The organism is Bacillus sp. UNC438CL73TsuS30 (assembly GCF_000482325.1).
Lineage (GTDB): Bacteria > Bacillota > Bacilli > Bacillales > Cytobacillaceae > Neobacillus.
The window spans coordinates 140,557-156,215 of record NZ_KI535295.1; the positions used below are offsets into that span (position 1 = coordinate 140,557).

General features: G+C 38.9%; 15 protein-coding genes. 8 read left to right on the forward strand and 7 right to left on the reverse strand.

Annotated elements, in window-relative coordinates:
• Positions 1 to 93: 93 nt before the first annotated feature.
• Both M028_RS0114285 and M028_RS0114290 read right to left on the reverse strand, forming a co-directional pair.
• Positions 94 to 1,491: a hypothetical protein gene (locus M028_RS0114285; RefSeq protein WP_026574463.1), complete on the reverse strand. Its 1,398-nt coding sequence runs from the start codon at positions 1,489 to 1,491 to the stop codon at positions 94 to 96.
• Positions 1,492 to 1,663: 172 nt separating this feature from the next.
• Entirely contained in the window at positions 1,664 to 2,164 is a 501-nt protein-coding gene (locus M028_RS0114290) for an antibiotic biosynthesis monooxygenase family protein (protein WP_026574464.1), read from the reverse strand.
• Between the two features lie 272 nt (positions 2,165 to 2,436).
• On the opposite strand from M028_RS0114290, the gene hemE reads away from it, so the two are divergent.
• The 5 genes from hemE to M028_RS0114315 all read left to right on the forward strand — a co-directional run bounded on the left by hemE (position 2,437) and on the right by M028_RS0114315 (position 7,834).
• On the forward strand, positions 2,437 to 3,483 hold the full coding sequence (hemE, locus tag M028_RS0114295; RefSeq protein ID WP_026574465.1) for a uroporphyrinogen decarboxylase: 1,047 nt from the start codon (positions 2,437 to 2,439) through the stop codon (positions 3,481 to 3,483).
• Between the two features lie 91 nt (positions 3,484 to 3,574).
• Complete coding sequence (hemH, locus tag M028_RS0114300) at positions 3,575 to 4,507, forward strand: ferrochelatase (RefSeq protein WP_026574466.1); 933 nt, start codon at positions 3,575 to 3,577, stop codon at positions 4,505 to 4,507.
• 31 nt (positions 4,508 to 4,538) lie between these two features.
• Positions 4,539 to 5,978 (forward strand): protoporphyrinogen oxidase, encoded by a 1,440-nt coding sequence (hemY, locus tag M028_RS0114305; protein WP_026574467.1) that lies wholly within the window; start codon positions 4,539 to 4,541, stop codon positions 5,976 to 5,978.
• Between the two features lie 120 nt (positions 5,979 to 6,098).
• The gene (locus M028_RS0114310) at positions 6,099 to 6,833 is read left to right on the forward strand and encodes an MBL fold metallo-hydrolase (protein ID WP_026574468.1); all 735 of its coding nucleotides are present in this window, start codon (positions 6,099 to 6,101) and stop codon (positions 6,831 to 6,833) included.
• A gap of 11 nt (positions 6,834 to 6,844) precedes the next feature.
• On the forward strand, positions 6,845 to 7,834 hold the full coding sequence (locus M028_RS0114315) for a lipoate--protein ligase (RefSeq protein WP_026574469.1): 990 nt from the start codon (positions 6,845 to 6,847) through the stop codon (positions 7,832 to 7,834).
• 49 nt (positions 7,835 to 7,883) lie between these two features.
• On the opposite strand, the gene M028_RS0114320 is transcribed toward M028_RS0114315, so the two are convergent.
• The 3 genes from M028_RS0114320 to M028_RS33360 form a co-directional block, all read right to left on the reverse strand.
• Positions 7,884 to 9,446 carry a fatty acid--CoA ligase family protein gene (locus M028_RS0114320; protein ID WP_026574470.1) on the reverse strand — a complete coding sequence of 521 codons (1,563 nt, stop codon included), beginning with the start codon at positions 9,444 to 9,446 and terminating at the stop codon, positions 7,884 to 7,886.
• A 348-nt stretch (positions 9,447 to 9,794) separates the two neighbouring features.
• Positions 9,795 to 10,760, reverse strand: coding sequence for a transposase (locus tag M028_RS30055; protein WP_051591047.1), 966 nt, complete (start codon positions 10,758 to 10,760; stop codon positions 9,795 to 9,797).
• Positions 10,761 to 10,844: 84 nt separating this feature from the next.
• The gene (locus M028_RS33360; protein ID WP_051591048.1) at positions 10,845 to 11,279 is read right to left on the reverse strand and encodes a hypothetical protein; all 435 of its coding nucleotides are present in this window, start codon (positions 11,277 to 11,279) and stop codon (positions 10,845 to 10,847) included.
• Positions 11,280 to 11,698: 419 nt separating this feature from the next.
• On the opposite strand from M028_RS33360, the gene M028_RS0114330 reads away from it, so the two are divergent.
• Positions 11,699 to 12,973 carry a M48 family metallopeptidase gene (locus M028_RS0114330; protein WP_026574471.1) on the forward strand — a complete coding sequence of 425 codons (1,275 nt, stop codon included), beginning with the start codon at positions 11,699 to 11,701 and terminating at the stop codon, positions 12,971 to 12,973.
• 89 nt (positions 12,974 to 13,062) lie between these two features.
• On the opposite strand, the gene M028_RS0114335 is transcribed toward M028_RS0114330, so the two are convergent.
• Positions 13,063 to 13,296 carry an IDEAL domain-containing protein gene (locus M028_RS0114335; protein ID WP_026574472.1) on the reverse strand — a complete coding sequence of 78 codons (234 nt, stop codon included), beginning with the start codon at positions 13,294 to 13,296 and terminating at the stop codon, positions 13,063 to 13,065.
• 191 nt (positions 13,297 to 13,487) lie between these two features.
• Here M028_RS0114335 and M028_RS30060 point away from each other — a divergent pair, with 191 nt between their 5' ends.
• On the forward strand, positions 13,488 to 14,057 hold the full coding sequence (locus M028_RS30060) for a competence protein ComK (protein WP_035424155.1): 570 nt from the start codon (positions 13,488 to 13,490) through the stop codon (positions 14,055 to 14,057).
• A gap of 13 nt (positions 14,058 to 14,070) precedes the next feature.
• On the opposite strand, the gene M028_RS0114345 is transcribed toward M028_RS30060, so the two are convergent.
• Positions 14,071 to 14,436 (reverse strand): hypothetical protein, encoded by a 366-nt coding sequence (locus tag M028_RS0114345; RefSeq protein ID WP_026574473.1) that lies wholly within the window; start codon positions 14,434 to 14,436, stop codon positions 14,071 to 14,073.
• 267 nt (positions 14,437 to 14,703) lie between these two features.
• Between M028_RS0114345 and M028_RS0114350 the strand changes: the two genes are divergently transcribed.
• Entirely contained in the window at positions 14,704 to 15,636 is a 933-nt protein-coding gene (locus M028_RS0114350) for an LCP family protein (RefSeq protein ID WP_026574474.1), read from the forward strand.
• The last annotated feature ends 23 nt before the right edge of the window (positions 15,637 to 15,659 follow it).

Here is a 15,659-nt window from a genome sequence, read left to right on the forward strand (position 1 = left end):
AGATTAATACCTATTTTTATACTATTTTACCACTCTTTCATAAATATGTAGAATAATTGAAAAAGAGGCCGGTTCAGCCGGCCTCTTTCATTCTTAAATCAAAAACATAGCTACTATTGTTGTGACAACTAAACCTACTAACACAGGGACAAGGTTTCGTCTTGCGAGTTCGAAAGGGTCAACATTACAAATGGCAGCAGCAGGGATTAGCGCCCACGGGACAAGGGTTCCGCCCCCTACCCAAATGGCCGCAATTTGCCCAAGAGCAGTAAGCGTCGCTGCACCTTTGCCAATTGCGATTGCAAACAGATGGGCAACAGAGCCGGCAAGGGAAATTCCTGAGAATCCAGAACCATCCAATCCTGTGATTGCACCCACGGTTGTCAAGGTAACAGCGCCAACAGCTTTACTTAACGGCACGATATTGGCTAATGCTACACCAAGATCATTGACAATACCCTGCGAGCCTTTTGGTAAAAAGTCCCCGATGATTTTGGTAAATCCAGCGTCGCCCAAATAGAAGAAAGCTGCGATTGGGATTACCGGTCCAAACACCTTAAAGCCAAACTGAAATCCTTCTATTAAATATTGTGTTGTTTGTTCCAAACCCTTGCCTTTATGACCTGTCATTGTGATTAATAGCAAGATAAGGATGGAGGTACCGCCAATTAAAGCGGTTGCATCACCGCCCTGCAATTTAAGGAGTGACATAGCTGCCACGTCAGCTGCAAAAAGAAGGGGAACTAAGATGGCAAAAAAGCGTTTTTGGGCAGTGGATAAAAGCGTTGGTTTTTCAGAGGTTTCCGTTTCGGATTCATCTACAACGGAAGAGTTGAGTGTAAGTGTGCCTCGTTTCATATCTCTTTTAATAAAGTAGAAAGCCGTTAAGGTTGTTACAAGCCCCATGACAAATACTAATGGGATACTTGCATCAATTACATCTTGAATGGGTAGTCCGGCGGCATCAGAGGTTAATTTCGGTGCAGCTTGAATAACAAAGTCTCCTGATAGAGCAATCCCATGACCAAACAGGTTCATTGCCATCGCAACGGCAAGCGCTGGAAGTCCGGCCCGAATCGCAACAGGAAGGAGGACAGCTCCTAACAAAGCGACAGCCGGAGAAGGCCAGAAAAACCATGAAATAATCATCATCAAAATACCAATAGTCCAATAAGCAAGAGTAGGGTTTCGGATTAATTTTGTAAAAGGGGAAATCATAACATCGTTAATTCCGGTGTCTGTTAAGGTCTTACTCATTCCAACTATTATCGAAATAACTAAAATAGTAGATAAAAGCTCTGTTATGGCATAAGCAAAACTGTTAAAAATACTGCTGACAGAAGCACTTAATGATCCGGTGGCCGTAATCGCAATTAAGAAAATCCCGGCGATACAGACAAGTGTGGTATCTCTTCTCATCACCATAAAACCAATGATCAAAGCAATAAAGACAACATATATCCAATGGAGAGCCGTGAGCTCAACTAGCATAGTACTAACCTCCTTTCATTCACCCAAAGGCGAATAGGGTCATTCGCCCTTAGATGTATTACAGAATATGAAAAAACACCAAAGTGGTGAGAGGAGGGTGAAAGAAAAATTTTAGGGATTAAGCTTTTTAACAAAAGAAATGGAATGGAGACGTGCTCCATTCCAAATGTTCCTATTTTGGGATTGAATATTGACTAATATATGGTTCACTATCAAATATATGCGGAAGGGTATCGATTCCATTTTCCACCGCTTCTCCTTCCTGCGTGGAAATGGATAAGGTATTCTGCATGCTATGAAAGGACATTTCGTTTTCCCAAACAGTTAAAATTGCATATGTATTGGAGCCTTTCGGTCGAAGGGCACGAATCGCGATAAATCCTTGTTCGTTTTCAATCGATTGCGCTTTCTTCTTAAAATAATGCTCAAATAATGGGCGCCCTTCATCCGTTACCGGATAATTGCTTAGGATGACCATGCTCCCATTTTGAATATCCCCGGCTGATTCAAACACCTCATAAATTCTTGGTTCCTGAAAAACAGTTTTTCCATTTGTTTCATGGAGTAATAAGGCACCATTTCCACCTGTCATCGTAATCATGGATTCACTGGGATACTTTTTTTCAATACTTTTTAAAAAATCATATGTGCCAACTGTCATATAAATGTTCATTTACATCACTCCAGCTTAAGTTTCATTACGGATTAGTTTATACTAAAATCATTTTTTGCATGCTTACATATTTCTACTACCCCATGAACCCACTTGCGAAACGTAAAAACGACTATTTTTTGACACTTATACTAGTTATCTATACACCAATAGGAATAATGGATATAGTGAAGAGTGTGATCATTACAAGACTGCACTGCAGTGAAGTTTTATTTTACTGCTTTATATATTACAATGGAAAACAGACATGTTTTGAAAGGGGATTTTCGTAAATGTCAAAAGTGATCAATGAGACATTTTTAAAAGCTGCAAGAGGAGAGAAGACGGATTATGTTCCAGTTTGGTATATGAGACAAGCCGGACGCTCACAGCCTGAGTATAGAGAAATTAAAGAGAAATACTCCTTATTTGAGATTACCCATCAACCGGAGCTATGTGCTTATGTGACTCGCCTTCCTGTTGAGAATTATAATGTGGATGCCGCGATTCTTTATAAAGACATTATGACGCCGCTGCCAGCATTAGGAGTGGAGGTTGAGATCAAAGGCGGAATTGGTCCGGTCATCTCAAATCCCATTCAATCCTTAGCGGATGTCGAAAAACTAGGGGAAATCTGTCCGGAGGACGATGTTCCCTATGTATTAGAAACCATTAAACTATTAACACAGGAACAGTTAAGTGTTCCGTTAATTGGCTTTTCTGGTGCACCATTTACACTCGCCAGTTATATGATTGAAGGGGGTCCTTCAAAAAATTATAACAAAACCAAAGCCTTCATGTATGCAGAACCAAAGGCATGGTTTGCCTTAATGGAAAAGCTTGGCGATATGATTGTTACATACGTAAAAGCTCAAATTAATGCAGGGGCAAGAGCGATTCAAATTTTTGACTCATGGGTTGGAGCCCTCAATGTTGAAGATTACCGAACCTTTATAAAGCCAATCATGAACCGAATTTTCGCCTCCCTTAAGGAAGAAAATGTGCCGCTTATTATGTTTGGTGTGGGCGCAAGCCATCTAGCATTGGAATGGAATGACCTTCCGCTCGATGTAGTTGGATTGGATTGGCGTATGCCGATTCGGCAGGCGAGAGAAATGGGGATTCGTAAAACGGTTCAAGGGAATTTAGACCCTGCCATTTTGCTCGCTCCTTGGGAGGTTATTGAAGAAAGAGCAAAAGACATTTTAGACCAAGGTATGGCACAGGATGGATATATTTTTAATCTTGGACATGGAGTCTTCCCTTCTGTTAACCCAGATACATTGAAAAGACTAACTGCTTTCATCCATGATTATTCTGCATCGAAATTAAGCCGATAATTACCAATGAAGTGTTAAAATTGGTAAGATGATTATTTTTTTGGCACAATATAGTGAGTTGTCAATAGAGACTTAAAAAGAGGTGCAAAACATGACAAAAAGAAAAATGGGTCTGCTTGTAATGGCATACGGTACCCCATATCAAATAGAAGATCTTGAACGGTATTATACACATATTCGTCATGGACGGAGGCCGACAGATGAAATGCTCGAAGACCTTCGTAATCGTTATGAAGCAATTGGCGGTATTTCCCCGCTTGCCAAAATTACTCTCGAACAGGCAGAAAAACTTGAAGAGCATTTAAATAAAATCCAGGATCAAGTGGAATTTAAAATGTATCTTGGATTAAAGCATATTGAACCATTTATTGAAGATGCTGTTAAACAAATGCATGAAGATGGAATAGAAGAAGCTATTAGTATTGTACTTGCTCCTCATTTTTCAACTTTTAGTGTTAAATCCTATAATGGGAGAGCGGTTGAAGAAGCGGAAAAATTAGGAGGACCGAAGATTACGTCGATTGAAAGCTGGTATCAAGAACCTAAATTCATTGATTATTGGGCAGAGAAGCTTAAGGGGATTTATCAACAAATGCCGGAGGATGAAAAGGAAAAGGCTGTTTTAATTGTGTCAGCCCATAGCCTGCCGGAAAAAATCCTCCAATTTGGAGACCCATATCCTAAACAGCTTCAAGAAACAGCAGATTTAATTGCTTCCGAAGCAGGCATTAACAAATATGAAATTGGCTGGCAGAGTGCGGGGAACACTCCAGAACCATGGTTAGGCCCCGATGTTCAAGATCTAACAAGAGATTTATTCGATGAACATCACTATAAGGCATTTGTTTATGCACCTGTCGGGTTTGTTTGTGATCATCTTGAAGTTCTTTATGATAATGATATTGAATGTAAAAGAGTTACGGATGAGGTGGGGGCAACATACTATCGCCCAGAAATGCCGAATGCCAAAGAAGAATTTATTGATTGCTTAGCTGGCGTAATTTTAAAAACGTTAACGGATTGAAGGGAATTCAAGTAGGAAGAAGGTGACATCCGTGGCGGAAAAACAAAAGGTTGCCATCATTGGGGGTGGAATTGCCGGACTCGCGGCAGCCTTCTATCTTCAAAAAACAATAAGAGAAAATCAATTGCCAATCGAGGTCATGTTAATTGAAGCTTCCCACCGTCTCGGAGGAAAAATGCAAACCGTTGTGAGGGACGGCTTCACGATTGAAAGGGGCCCGGATTCCTTTTTGGCACGGAAAACGAGCATTATTCGCCTGGCCAAGGAAGTAGGCATGGATCATCAATTGGTTCCAAATTCAACCGGTAAATCATATGTCATGGTCAATGAGGAACTGCATTCGATGCCAGGCGGATCCATCATGGGAATTCCAACTGAGATTGGTCCGTTTATTACGACGAAGTTATTTTCTCTTCCTGGTAAAATTAGAGCTGCTGCCGATTTTATTTTGCCGAAATCTCAAAGTGGACAGGACCAATCCTTGGGCGACTTTTTTCGAAGAAGATTGGGTAATGAAGTAGTGGAGAATTTAATTGAGCCACTCTTATCAGGAATCTATGCGGGTGATATTGATCATTTAAGTTTGATGTCAACCTTCCCGCAATTTTATGAGGTCGAGCAGAAGTATCGCAGCTTGATTATTGGGATGAAAAAATCTGCCCCAGCCCAGCCGAAAAAACCGGTCAACACTCAAAAGGGAAAGGGCGGCTTTTTGACCTTTAAATCAGGACTTCAGTCGTTCGGAGAAGCCATCGAAGCGAAATTAGACCCTCATTCGATTTTAAAAGGGCATCGTGTGGATAAAATCACGAAGGTAAACAAAGGATATGAAATCTTTTTGAACAATGGAGAAACATTGGAAGCTGATGGTATCATAGCAGCAACACCTCATAAGGTGACACAGTCCATGTTCTCGCACTATAAATTTTTTGACCCGTTTAAATCGGTTCCATCAACATCAGTCGCAACGGTTGCCTTAGCTTTTCCGAAAGAGGCAATTAAAAGGGATATTGACGGGACAGGGTTTGTCGTTTCTCGAAATAGTGATTATTCGATTACTGCCTGTACATGGACACATAAAAAATGGGAGCATTCCACTCCTAAAGGAAAAGTTTTGCTCCGGTGTTATGTGGGAAGAGCGGGAGATGAGACCATTGTTGAACTCTCAGATGATCAAATCATTAAGTTTGTTCTAGATGATTTGAACAAAACAATGGATATTTCAATGGAACCTGATTTTGCCGTTGTTTCTCGCTGGAAAAATGCTATGCCGCAGTATACGGTAGGTCATAAACAAAGGCTTGAAACCATTAAGAAACATATAAAAGAAGAATTACCTGGAGTATTCTTGGCTGGAGCTTCCTATGAAGGTGTAGGTGTCCCCGATTGTATTGACCAAGGGGAAGCCGCTGTTAAGGCTGTTTTTGAATATTTACAAGAAAAGATACAAAAAGAAGCTGTTCAGCCATAACAGCTTCTTTTTTAACAATTGGCTGTGTAAAAGGAAAATGTTGATTTTTGACAATGTTGATTGGAGCGGAGCAACTGGAGCGGAAATCAACAATTAGCTAAAATAAGAGGGGGTAAATCCATGGAACTTACAGTTATTGGACATTGGGGCGGATATCCGAAAAAGAATGCGGCAAGCTCTGGTTACTTACTTGAGCATGAAGGCTATCATCTTTTAATTGACTGTGGCAGCGGGGTTTTAGCCAAGCTGCAAAATAAACTTGAGCCGGAAGAATTGGATGCGGTGTTGATTTCCCACTACCACCCGGATCATATTGCCGACATTGGTGTACTTCAGCATGCAAGATTAATCCAGGGGTTTTTGGGAAAAGAAATCCCCACCCTCCCTATTTATGGACATCATTTCGATCAACATGAATTTTTCAAATTAACCTATAAGGAAATTACCAAGGGAATTGCCTATGATCCCAATGGGGTTCTTACAGTGGGACCTTTTCAGGTGTCCTTTTTAAAGACCAGTCATCCTGTTCCGTGCTATGCCATGCGGATTGAAGCAGACGGTAAGGTTTTGGTCTATACTGCGGATAGTTCTTTTAAGGAAGAGTTTATTGCGTTTAGTAAAGAGGCTGACCTATTGTTATGTGAATGCAATTTATATGGAAATCAAAACGGCAAGTCTGCAGGTCATATGACAAGTATAGAGGCGGGGAAATTTGCCAAAGAGGCTGCCGTGAAACAATTAATTCTTACTCACCTTCCGCATTACGGAAATTTAAGTGATTTAGTTCACGAGGCTTCTGCGGAATTTACTGGTATAATAAGGCTTGCTGAAGAATTTCAAACGATTTTACTCTAGGAGGAAGGCATATGTTATTTATTGATAATAAAGGGATAACAGACCCGCAAATGAATCTTGCAATCGAAGAGTATGCCCTTAAAAATCTTGATATCAATGAAACCTATTTATTATTTTACATAAATCAGCCATCCATCATTATTGGAAAAAACCAAAACACGATTGAGGAAATTAATACAGAGTATGTAGAAAAGAATGGGATCATTGTCGTTCGGAGATTGTCCGGCGGGGGTGCCGTCTATCATGATCTCGGTAATTTAAATTTTAGCTTTATTACAAAGGACGATGGCGAAAGTTTTCATAACTTCCGAAAATTCACCGAACCGGTAGTCGAGGCGCTTAAAAAGCTTGGAGTAAATGCGGAACTTAGCGGTCGAAATGACCTCCTTGCAGAAGGCAGAAAAATTTCCGGTAATGCTCAATTTTCAACACGAGGGAGAATGTTTAGCCACGGAACGCTATTATTTAATTCAGAAATGGATAATGTCGTTTCAGCTTTAAAGGTTAAGAAGGAAAAAATTGAGTCGAAGGGTATTAAGTCCATCCGCAGCCGGGTAGCGAATATCTCTGATTTTCTTACTGAAAAGATTAGTATTGAGGAGTTTCGTTCGCTGCTTCTAAATTATATTTTTGGTGGGGAAGAGAAGATTAACGAATACGTCCTTACCGATGCGGATTGGGAAAAGATTCACCAGTTGTCCAAGGATCGCTATCAAAACTGGGAGTGGAATTACGGAAAATCTCCGAAATTCAATTTGCAAAATTCTCACCGCTTCCCTGTGGGCTCAATTGATGTTCGTTTAGAGGTAAATAAAGGGATGATTGAGAATTGTAAAATCTATGGGGATTTTTTCGGTGTCGGAGATGTAAGTGAGATTGAAGACAAACTCAAGAATATTCGTTATGAAAAATCAGAAATTGAAAAGGTGCTAGCTGATGTAGATGTCGCCCATTATTTTGGAAATGTAACGAAAGAGGAATTTATTCAGCTAGTCTATTGATTCATTTCACTAAAAAGGCAGGCTGAAAACCTGCCTTTTTAGATCAAGTTTATTGATTGACCTTTTGATTTATTTGGGATTTTAGCGTCCTTCTTAATATTTTACCGGTAGTATTCTTCGGAAGTTCGTCCAAAAACTCAATCGACGATGGAATTTTATATTTTGCGAGATGCTCCTTACAGTATTCAAGAAGTTGATTTTCTGTTAGATTTGGGTTTTTACTAACCACATAGCTTTTAACAGCCTCGCCCTGATTTGGATCCGGAACACCAAGCACCGCGACTTCCACAATATCCGGATGGTTGTAAAAAACCTCCTCAACTTCACGAGGGTAAACGTTATATCCCCCGACAATAATTAAATCCTTTTTTCGGTCTACGATATAAAAATAGCCTTCTTCATCTGTACGCGCTAAATCACCCGTATAAAGCCATCCATTTCGAATCGATGCTTGAGTTTCTTCTGGCATTTTATAATAGCCCTTCATTACATTTGGACCTTGGACAATCAGTTCTCCTACTTCACCGGCAGAAAGCTTTTCACCAAGCTCATTGACTATTTTATTTTGTACATTCAGGATGGATGTTCCAATCGATCCGGGCTTTCTCGGACGGTCGAGCGGGTTGAAACAGGTGACCGGTGACGCCTCCGATAAACCATATCCTTCTGAGACTATCACATTAAATTTCTTTTCGAAATTTTTAAGAAGCGCTACTGGCATGGAAGCTCCCCCGGAAATACATAATCGCAAGGTTTGGAGATCGTCAGGATTTCCTTCATGATATTGAAATAGAAAATTATACATGGTTGGAACTCCGGCAAAAACAGTCGCTTTATATTCTTTGGTAAGACGGAAGACTTCCTTTGGGCTGAATTTTGGAACAATCAGCATGGTTGCTCCGCTTAATAATGGAGCATTTAAAGCCACTGTTAAACAGAATACATGAAACATTGGCAATGCTGTAATGACGCGGTCATTATTACTCATCTTTAAATAATCACCGACATCCATTGCATTGCTGTACAAATTCTTATGGGTCAACATCGCCCCTTTTGGTTTTCCGGTTGTCCCCGAGGTGTAGAGAATCAAGGCAACCTCATCATCATCAAGTTTGGGATCTTGAAAGCTTAGATCACCGGAGGCTACTACATTTGTAAACGATTTCAATTTTGAAAATACTGAGAGGTTTTCTAAATTTGTTTGTTCAAAGTCACTTAATCCTGTTTCACAAAATACATAATGCTCAACCTTTGGAAGATGCTTGTGCATTTCTTCTGCTAAAGGAATTGCCAAGTCTAGCGCGATCACTGTTTTCACATCACCATTGGTTAGAATATAGCCAATTTCGTCTGCTGTATAAACTGGATTAATGGGGATGACCGTTGCGCCTAGTCGTAATGCACCGTATAAGCTGATGACAAAATGCGGTGAGTTCCCAAGCAATAGGGCAATATGATCACCTTTTTTAACCCCTAATTTTTCAAGACCTGATGCAAACCTTGTAATCGCTCCATCCAGTTCGGCATATGTAGTGACCTTGTCTAAAAAATAATAGGCAGGTTTATTGGCCGAAGCTTTTGCAGTTTCATGAAGCTGTGACGATAAATTCATTTAGTTCCCTCCTTTTATGAATGAATACTCATTCATTTAATTCTTTTAATTTTCTAAATATATTATATTGCAAGAAATTTAAGTATTCAAGTAGAATCTGACAACTCCCACAGCTAAAGCAGTGGGGTTCTAAGATATAGTGGCTAACTGCCTAGTACACTTCTCAACGATACCCTTATCTTTCCTTGCGGAAGGAGTTTCTATCGAAGTACTGGTGTACGTTCTCCTAGAACATTAACGGACGTATTGCGTATAGCAAGACACTTCGCCAAGCAAGCCCCTTAGGACTCCTTGTGTGTTTTTCGTTCCGACTTCTCTTGGGCGTTATCACGACCAATCAGGTTGAGTTTATGCGACAAACCAACGCAATATTTTGCTTGGTGATTGTTTTAATCGTGCAATCTCACGATTATGCAATTGAACGAAGTTATACCATTTTGCATTACATAAATCAACATCAACGGAGTTAAGAGTTTCATTCGTATTTCCAATCAAAAAAGCACTATATAAATCACGTTGGATAAGATGTTTTTCAAAATCATTCCAACGTTCCGTGATCTGTTTCTTGGTGTATTTTCCAGTTTTATGGTTGAATTGACTTGCTTTTGTAGCGTAGGTATCAATTTTCTTAAGGGATCGCCCTTGATAGCTAAGTTTACGGTCGATAATTGTTAGAAGCATTGCAGGGGCATGGTTTGCAATTGATTTGCCAAACCGTTTCTTGGAGTTAATCTTGCCATTGTTCCTATTGCGAGTTGTTTTCTTTGTCCGCTTTTGAAGCGACTGAAACCTCATGGTTTCTACCCGAATATCAGAACCAAGAGCAAGAATATCGTTCGCTAACTTTTCATGTGATATTTTCCGCTGTACAGCTATTTTCCGATACAATTCCTTTCTTTTCTTTCGAAGCTTTTTGTATGTATTGGAGTAGTTCCATTCCAAGCGACCTTTCTTAAAAGTGCCATCTTTATTGAAGTTGTGGGTATTCGTTGACCGTTTAGACCGATCCATGGCACGCTGAATACGTCTTAATTTAGGAAAATCAGCATTGCATTCTGGCGCAAGCTCACGAAGTTCAACGGTATTTTCACTACAAAAAGCAATTGTAGATGAACCAATATCGATTCCTACACGTTTGGTTTCATCATTCGCAACTTTTCTATTCCGTTTTTTTGGTGGATAACCTTCTTGAATAAGTTGCACAAAATAGCGAGCTTTTCCACGTATTTCACGTTTCAACATACGCACATACTTTGTCTTATCCATTAAGGCTAGGTGTGCGTATTCATCATTGGCTTTCGGTGCAATTGGCAAACACAACCAATTTTTAGGGTTTGGATGTTTCTTTGTTGGCCTATCTCCCCAAAGAATATTGCCGTCTTCGTATCGCAATCCAGTTTAGTTTGATTTGTTTTCAACAGAAATATCATCATCAAACTTTTTGAAGTGTACTTTTCGAGCCTTGCCAAAATGTAGTTTCTCTACTGTTTGGAACGCTCTTGTCGCCAGTTTTTGTGCTTCTAAGCTTCCGATATTCCCCTTAAATTTGTGTTGAACTAGTTTCACAAAATCGTGGAGACCATATTCAGAAAAGCCGTTAGCTAAACGGATCTCGGAAAGTCGATGATCGCGTTCTTTGGACTTCGGCCCTTTCAGCAACGTATGATATTCCTTAGTAGCTTTCACAGATTTATGACGTTTGAGAGCTTCGCCTAGACAAGAATTGTAGACTGTGCGAGCAATCTTGAATTTCTTCTCTATTCTATGTTTTTGCCAGGCTAGGATGTTTAACGAAAATTCGATTGAATAGGTTGGTGTACACTTTCTTGCCATAGGTTTCAGCTCCTTTCTAGTTCCGCTTTTTCTGATTTTCAACGTATTGCTTTATGCCTACTAGAACACCATATCTTTAATTTTTAAAACAACTTATAAGTCTATTATAGCACATACGTTCCCCTTCTTTCAATAAAAAGACAGTGATACTTTCAAATGCTTGAAGTTCCACAAACCTTTCGGTTAAAGTAGTACTCCGCATTTGACCTCACTATCATCCCATGTCAAAGACGGGCTAACGCCCTGCATGGGCTTTCTCGTCCGTCATAATTGTTGATCTAGAGTCGATTGCCGTTCTGGCAGTATACTCCTACCACATGTAAGTCGGCAAAAACAGGCTTTTTTTTATGTTCAGTTCTAAAAAAGCGCTTTTTAACTAAACTAAGTATAGAGAGGTTGTACAAAAAGGAGGACAATTCATGGTACGGAAAATGGGGATATATGCGGTTCTGGCCTATGTGATATATGGGTTGTTTTTTTATTGGTACTTATTCTATTTTGCCGATACAAAACTGCCCTTTGAATATCAAGGGTCAAAAGCCGACCCTGCCACTTTCCTAAATGGAAGGGAACTAATGCTGAGTGAAGAGTATTCGAAGATAAGAAATCTTTTATTTTTCTTATCCACCCCATTCGAATGGCTTTTCTACTTTGTCATTTTATTATTTGGCTTTTCAAGGGCCTTCAAACGCTGGGCGGAAAGCACTTCTAAGTATCAACTGCTTCAAACGGCGATTTATCTGATTTGGTTATCATTCTTTGCTTATGTGGCAACCTTCCCGTTAAGCTATATAAGCTATTCCTTATCAAAAACTTATCACATTTCGACGCAAACCTTCCCATCGTGGATGAAGGATGAATTAATTGACTTTTGGATTAATTATGGGACATGGCTGATTATTGTTCCAGTCATTTATTGGCTGATGAAAAAAAGCAAGCGCTGGTGGTTCTACGCTTGGCTGTTATCCATTCCTTTTACATTATTTATGATGTTCTTGCAGCCAGTTGTGATTGACCCATTGTATAATGACTTCTATCCCTTAAAAAATAAGGAACTTGAAACAAAAATATTAACGATGGCTGATAAAGCTCACATACCGGCAAAACATGTTTTTGAAGTGAATATGGCGGAAAAAACAAATTCAATGAATGCATATGTAACGGGGATTGGTTCCAATGCACGGATTGTCCTTTGGGATACAACCTTAAATCAACTATCGGATCGACAAATTTTATTTATCATGGCACATGAAATGTGCCACTATGTGGAGAAACATATTTATTTTGGAATAGCAGGTTATTTGCTGCTTTCACTGCTGGGATTGTATTTAGCCAATCGAATAATGGATTGGGCGATTAAACGTTGGGGAACTGAACTGAAGATACCGGAAAAGAGAGATATACGCTCATTGCCGTTGTTTTTAATGATTATTTCATTCCTAATGTTTGCAGCAAGCCCATTTACAAACCTTATTTCCCGTTATGAAGAGTCACGTGCGGACAATTATGCGATTCATATGACCAAAGATCCGGAGGCCGCCATTACCTCCTTCCAAGAATTAACCAAGTCAGGCTTAAGCCAGGTAAATCCACCACTCTTGGTAAAAATATTCCGCTATGATCATCCGTCCATGCTAGATCGGATTTCAATGCTCGAAGAATATGAAATCAAACATCGGAAGCAGATAAAATAAAAATTGGTTAAGGACTGATGTGTTTCTTCAGTCCTTTTCATTCTTGGAACAAAAAAGAGCCGTCCATTTTTGGACGGCTCTTAAAAAATTTAAGTTCCAAATCGCTTATTAAGCTCTCTAAGTTGGCCGGATAATAAGAAAAATGCCTTTTTGTCCCGATGATCAATGGCACAGTCAATTTTTTTTAACAGCTTTTCCTTTTCAATGTTTAATTGGACTTCTGCTAGGAGCATCTCAATGTACAAATCCTGAACGTAATTTTCTTTCTTTTGACGTTTCATGGCACCAATTTTCATTAATTCCGTGTAGGATTTTTCATTCATGAAAATCACCCCTGATGCTTTTTTTTATTATATGGATTTTTTTAGATAAAATCAAACAAATATTTATAATTTTCGGAAATAATCTTCTTGACATTATTTGTGACCAATTTGGTAACGATTCGGAAAAATCAAGATATTGGCAAATGAACATGATATGATGGAAAAAATAGAATAATGGGGAGTTGGCGGTATTGAAGCAAAATCAGATTGAAGAATATGAAATTAATTCTGGTACCATGTTTATTCGGCCTGTAGAGTATGGCAGTAAAATATATTCACAAATTTTTGAGGAAGAGGATGAGTTTCTTTCTCCATTTAAGCCTTTGGATATAATCAAAAAAAGCTGTGATTATTTTGGCTGTGATTACGAAAGCCGGAAGAAAGGGACAAGACAACTCATTGGGATTACGCATAAAATTCCAATCGCGATTGAACCGTCCAACCGCCTCTATTTTTTCCCAACTACATCACCGACCCGTTCTGAATGCATTTGGATTTCACATGATCATGTAAAGGAACATCGCCGTATTTCCAATCAGCAAACACTCATTACCTTTCGCAATAAACAGACACACTTATTTCCAGTTCCTTATAGCACAATTGACAATCAATTATTAAGAACATCTTTTTTAAGAACAAAGTTAATGCAAAGAATTGAATTTAATGATAGAAAATCATTTTATTTAATGCAAAAACCAGTTTCGATGGAGGCCTCAGAAAACACCCGAAAATATGGTGAAGATCTTTTTACAAAAAATTAAACATAGCGCAAATCTAACGGGCCGAGTGCTTTTTTAAAAAATAGAGCTCGATTAACTCTTGAACTTTATTTCGGATTCTTGGATTAAAGTAACTATGGCTTTCTTCATAGCCCTTATATAAGAACAGATACATCGTAAAGGCATCGTCCCGTTTTGTTTCGGTTACTTGGAGTTTATTCTTTTTCATATAATGTTTAGCCTCTGCCAATTCTCTTTGGACCTCTTTCATCGTTTCCTCAATCAATCCCAAATAAGGTTTTTTTAATTTAAAAGGACTCTTTTCTACTACGCTTAAATCCCGGTTTAGGATAATTAAAACCATTGGTAAGTAAATGGCTTTCTCCATAATATTACGATCTTCTTCAGGAATTCTTGTCATTTGATTTAAGCTCCTTCCTGTTATTTTGTTCGAACATTTGTTCTTATATTTTATAAAAAAAGATATGAAAAGGCAATAGGCTCTCTAAGGATGCATGTACTTACAACCGCTTCGTTTTCATATGCGGTTTTATGCCGTTAGGAAATCTTTAAGAAAGTTTTTTATAGAAGGGTATCGAGTAGGGGAAAATGAAGATAGAAGAAACTTGTGTTTTGGTGCAAGCGTCTATATAGGTGGGAAAATTTAACTTGGATGGGTGATGGATGAATGAGATATGAACAAAATCAGAAAAGGAAAAAAGGAAAATGGCGTTCTGTTCTGATGGTAATCCTTGTATTGCTGATAGCCGGTACAGGCTATTCTTATTACCAATATAAACAAGGAGTGAACCAATCATTAAAAAAAGTAAGCAAAACAGATAAAGTAGTTTATACTTTTGATGGAAAAAAGGACCAATACGGGGATACAAACATTCTCATGCTGGGCAGTGATGCAAGAGGGAATGAAGTATCAAGAGCTGATACCATCATGATTGCCCATTATAATGAAAATAAAGGAACATATAAACTTACTTCCATTATGAGGGATAGTTATGTAGATATTCCGGGCCATGGTAAGCATAAAATTAACTCTGCATTTGCTCGTGGCGGCCCTGATTTGATGAGGAAAACGATTAAAGAAAATTTCGATATTGATCTACAATACTATGCAATCGTCCATTTTCAAGGCTTTGTTCAATTAATTGATGAGGCGTTTCCAGATGGTGTAAAGATTGATGTTGAAAAGGCTATGTCAAAAAATATTGGAGTATCGCTTAAACCGGGGGTTCAGAGACTAAACGGAAAGGAAATGCTTGGCTATGTTCGTTTTCGCCATGATGCGATTGGAGATTTTGGACGCGTAAAACGGCAACAGCAGGCAGTGAAAGCAATTGGAGATCAGCTGACAAGCATAAACACAATTCCGAAAATACCAAAATTAATTGGTGTAATTACACCATATATCAATACAAACATGAAAACATCCGATATAATATTTATGTCAACCAATTATTTCTCCAAAAGGGAAGGTCCTGTTGAGACCTTAAGGATTCCCGTGGACAATAGTTATACCAATCAGCGGATTTATGGAGAAGGAGCGGTATTAGCCATTGATGTTGCTAAAAATCGGGAGGCCCTTCACCAATTTATTACAAAATAGAATTAGCAAGGTTCGGCAAAGAG

Coding starts and splice junctions, on each gene's coding strand:
- M028_RS0114335 (WP_026574472.1), bottom strand. CDS start 13,296: ATGAATGAAAAATCCTACACGGAATTAATGAAAATTGGTGCCATGAAA.
- hemH (WP_026574466.1), top strand. CDS start 3,575: ATGACAAAAAGAAAAATGGGTCTGCTTGTAATGGCATACGGTACCCCA.
- M028_RS0114330 (WP_026574471.1), top strand. CDS start 11,699: ATGGTACGGAAAATGGGGATATATGCGGTTCTGGCCTATGTGATATAT.
- M028_RS0114320 (WP_026574470.1), bottom strand. CDS start 9,446: ATGAATTTATCGTCACAGCTTCATGAAACTGCAAAAGCTTCGGCCAAT.
- hemE (WP_026574465.1), top strand. CDS start 2,437: ATGTCAAAAGTGATCAATGAGACATTTTTAAAAGCTGCAAGAGGAGAG.
- M028_RS0114315 (WP_026574469.1), top strand. CDS start 6,845: ATGTTATTTATTGATAATAAAGGGATAACAGACCCGCAAATGAATCTT.
- M028_RS0114285 (WP_026574463.1), bottom strand. CDS start 1,491: ATGCTAGTTGAGCTCACGGCTCTCCATTGGATATATGTTGTCTTTATT.
- M028_RS0114345 (WP_026574473.1), bottom strand. CDS start 14,436: ATGACAAGAATTCCTGAAGAAGATCGTAATATTATGGAGAAAGCCATT.
- M028_RS33360 (WP_051591048.1), bottom strand. CDS start 11,279: ATGGCAAGAAAGTGTACACCAACCTATTCAATCGAATTTTCGTTAAAC.
- M028_RS0114290 (WP_026574464.1), bottom strand. CDS start 2,164: ATGAACATTTATATGACAGTTGGCACATATGATTTTTTAAAAAGTATT.
- M028_RS0114310 (WP_026574468.1), top strand. CDS start 6,099: ATGGAACTTACAGTTATTGGACATTGGGGCGGATATCCGAAAAAGAAT.
- M028_RS0114350 (WP_026574474.1), top strand. CDS start 14,704: ATGAGATATGAACAAAATCAGAAAAGGAAAAAAGGAAAATGGCGTTCT.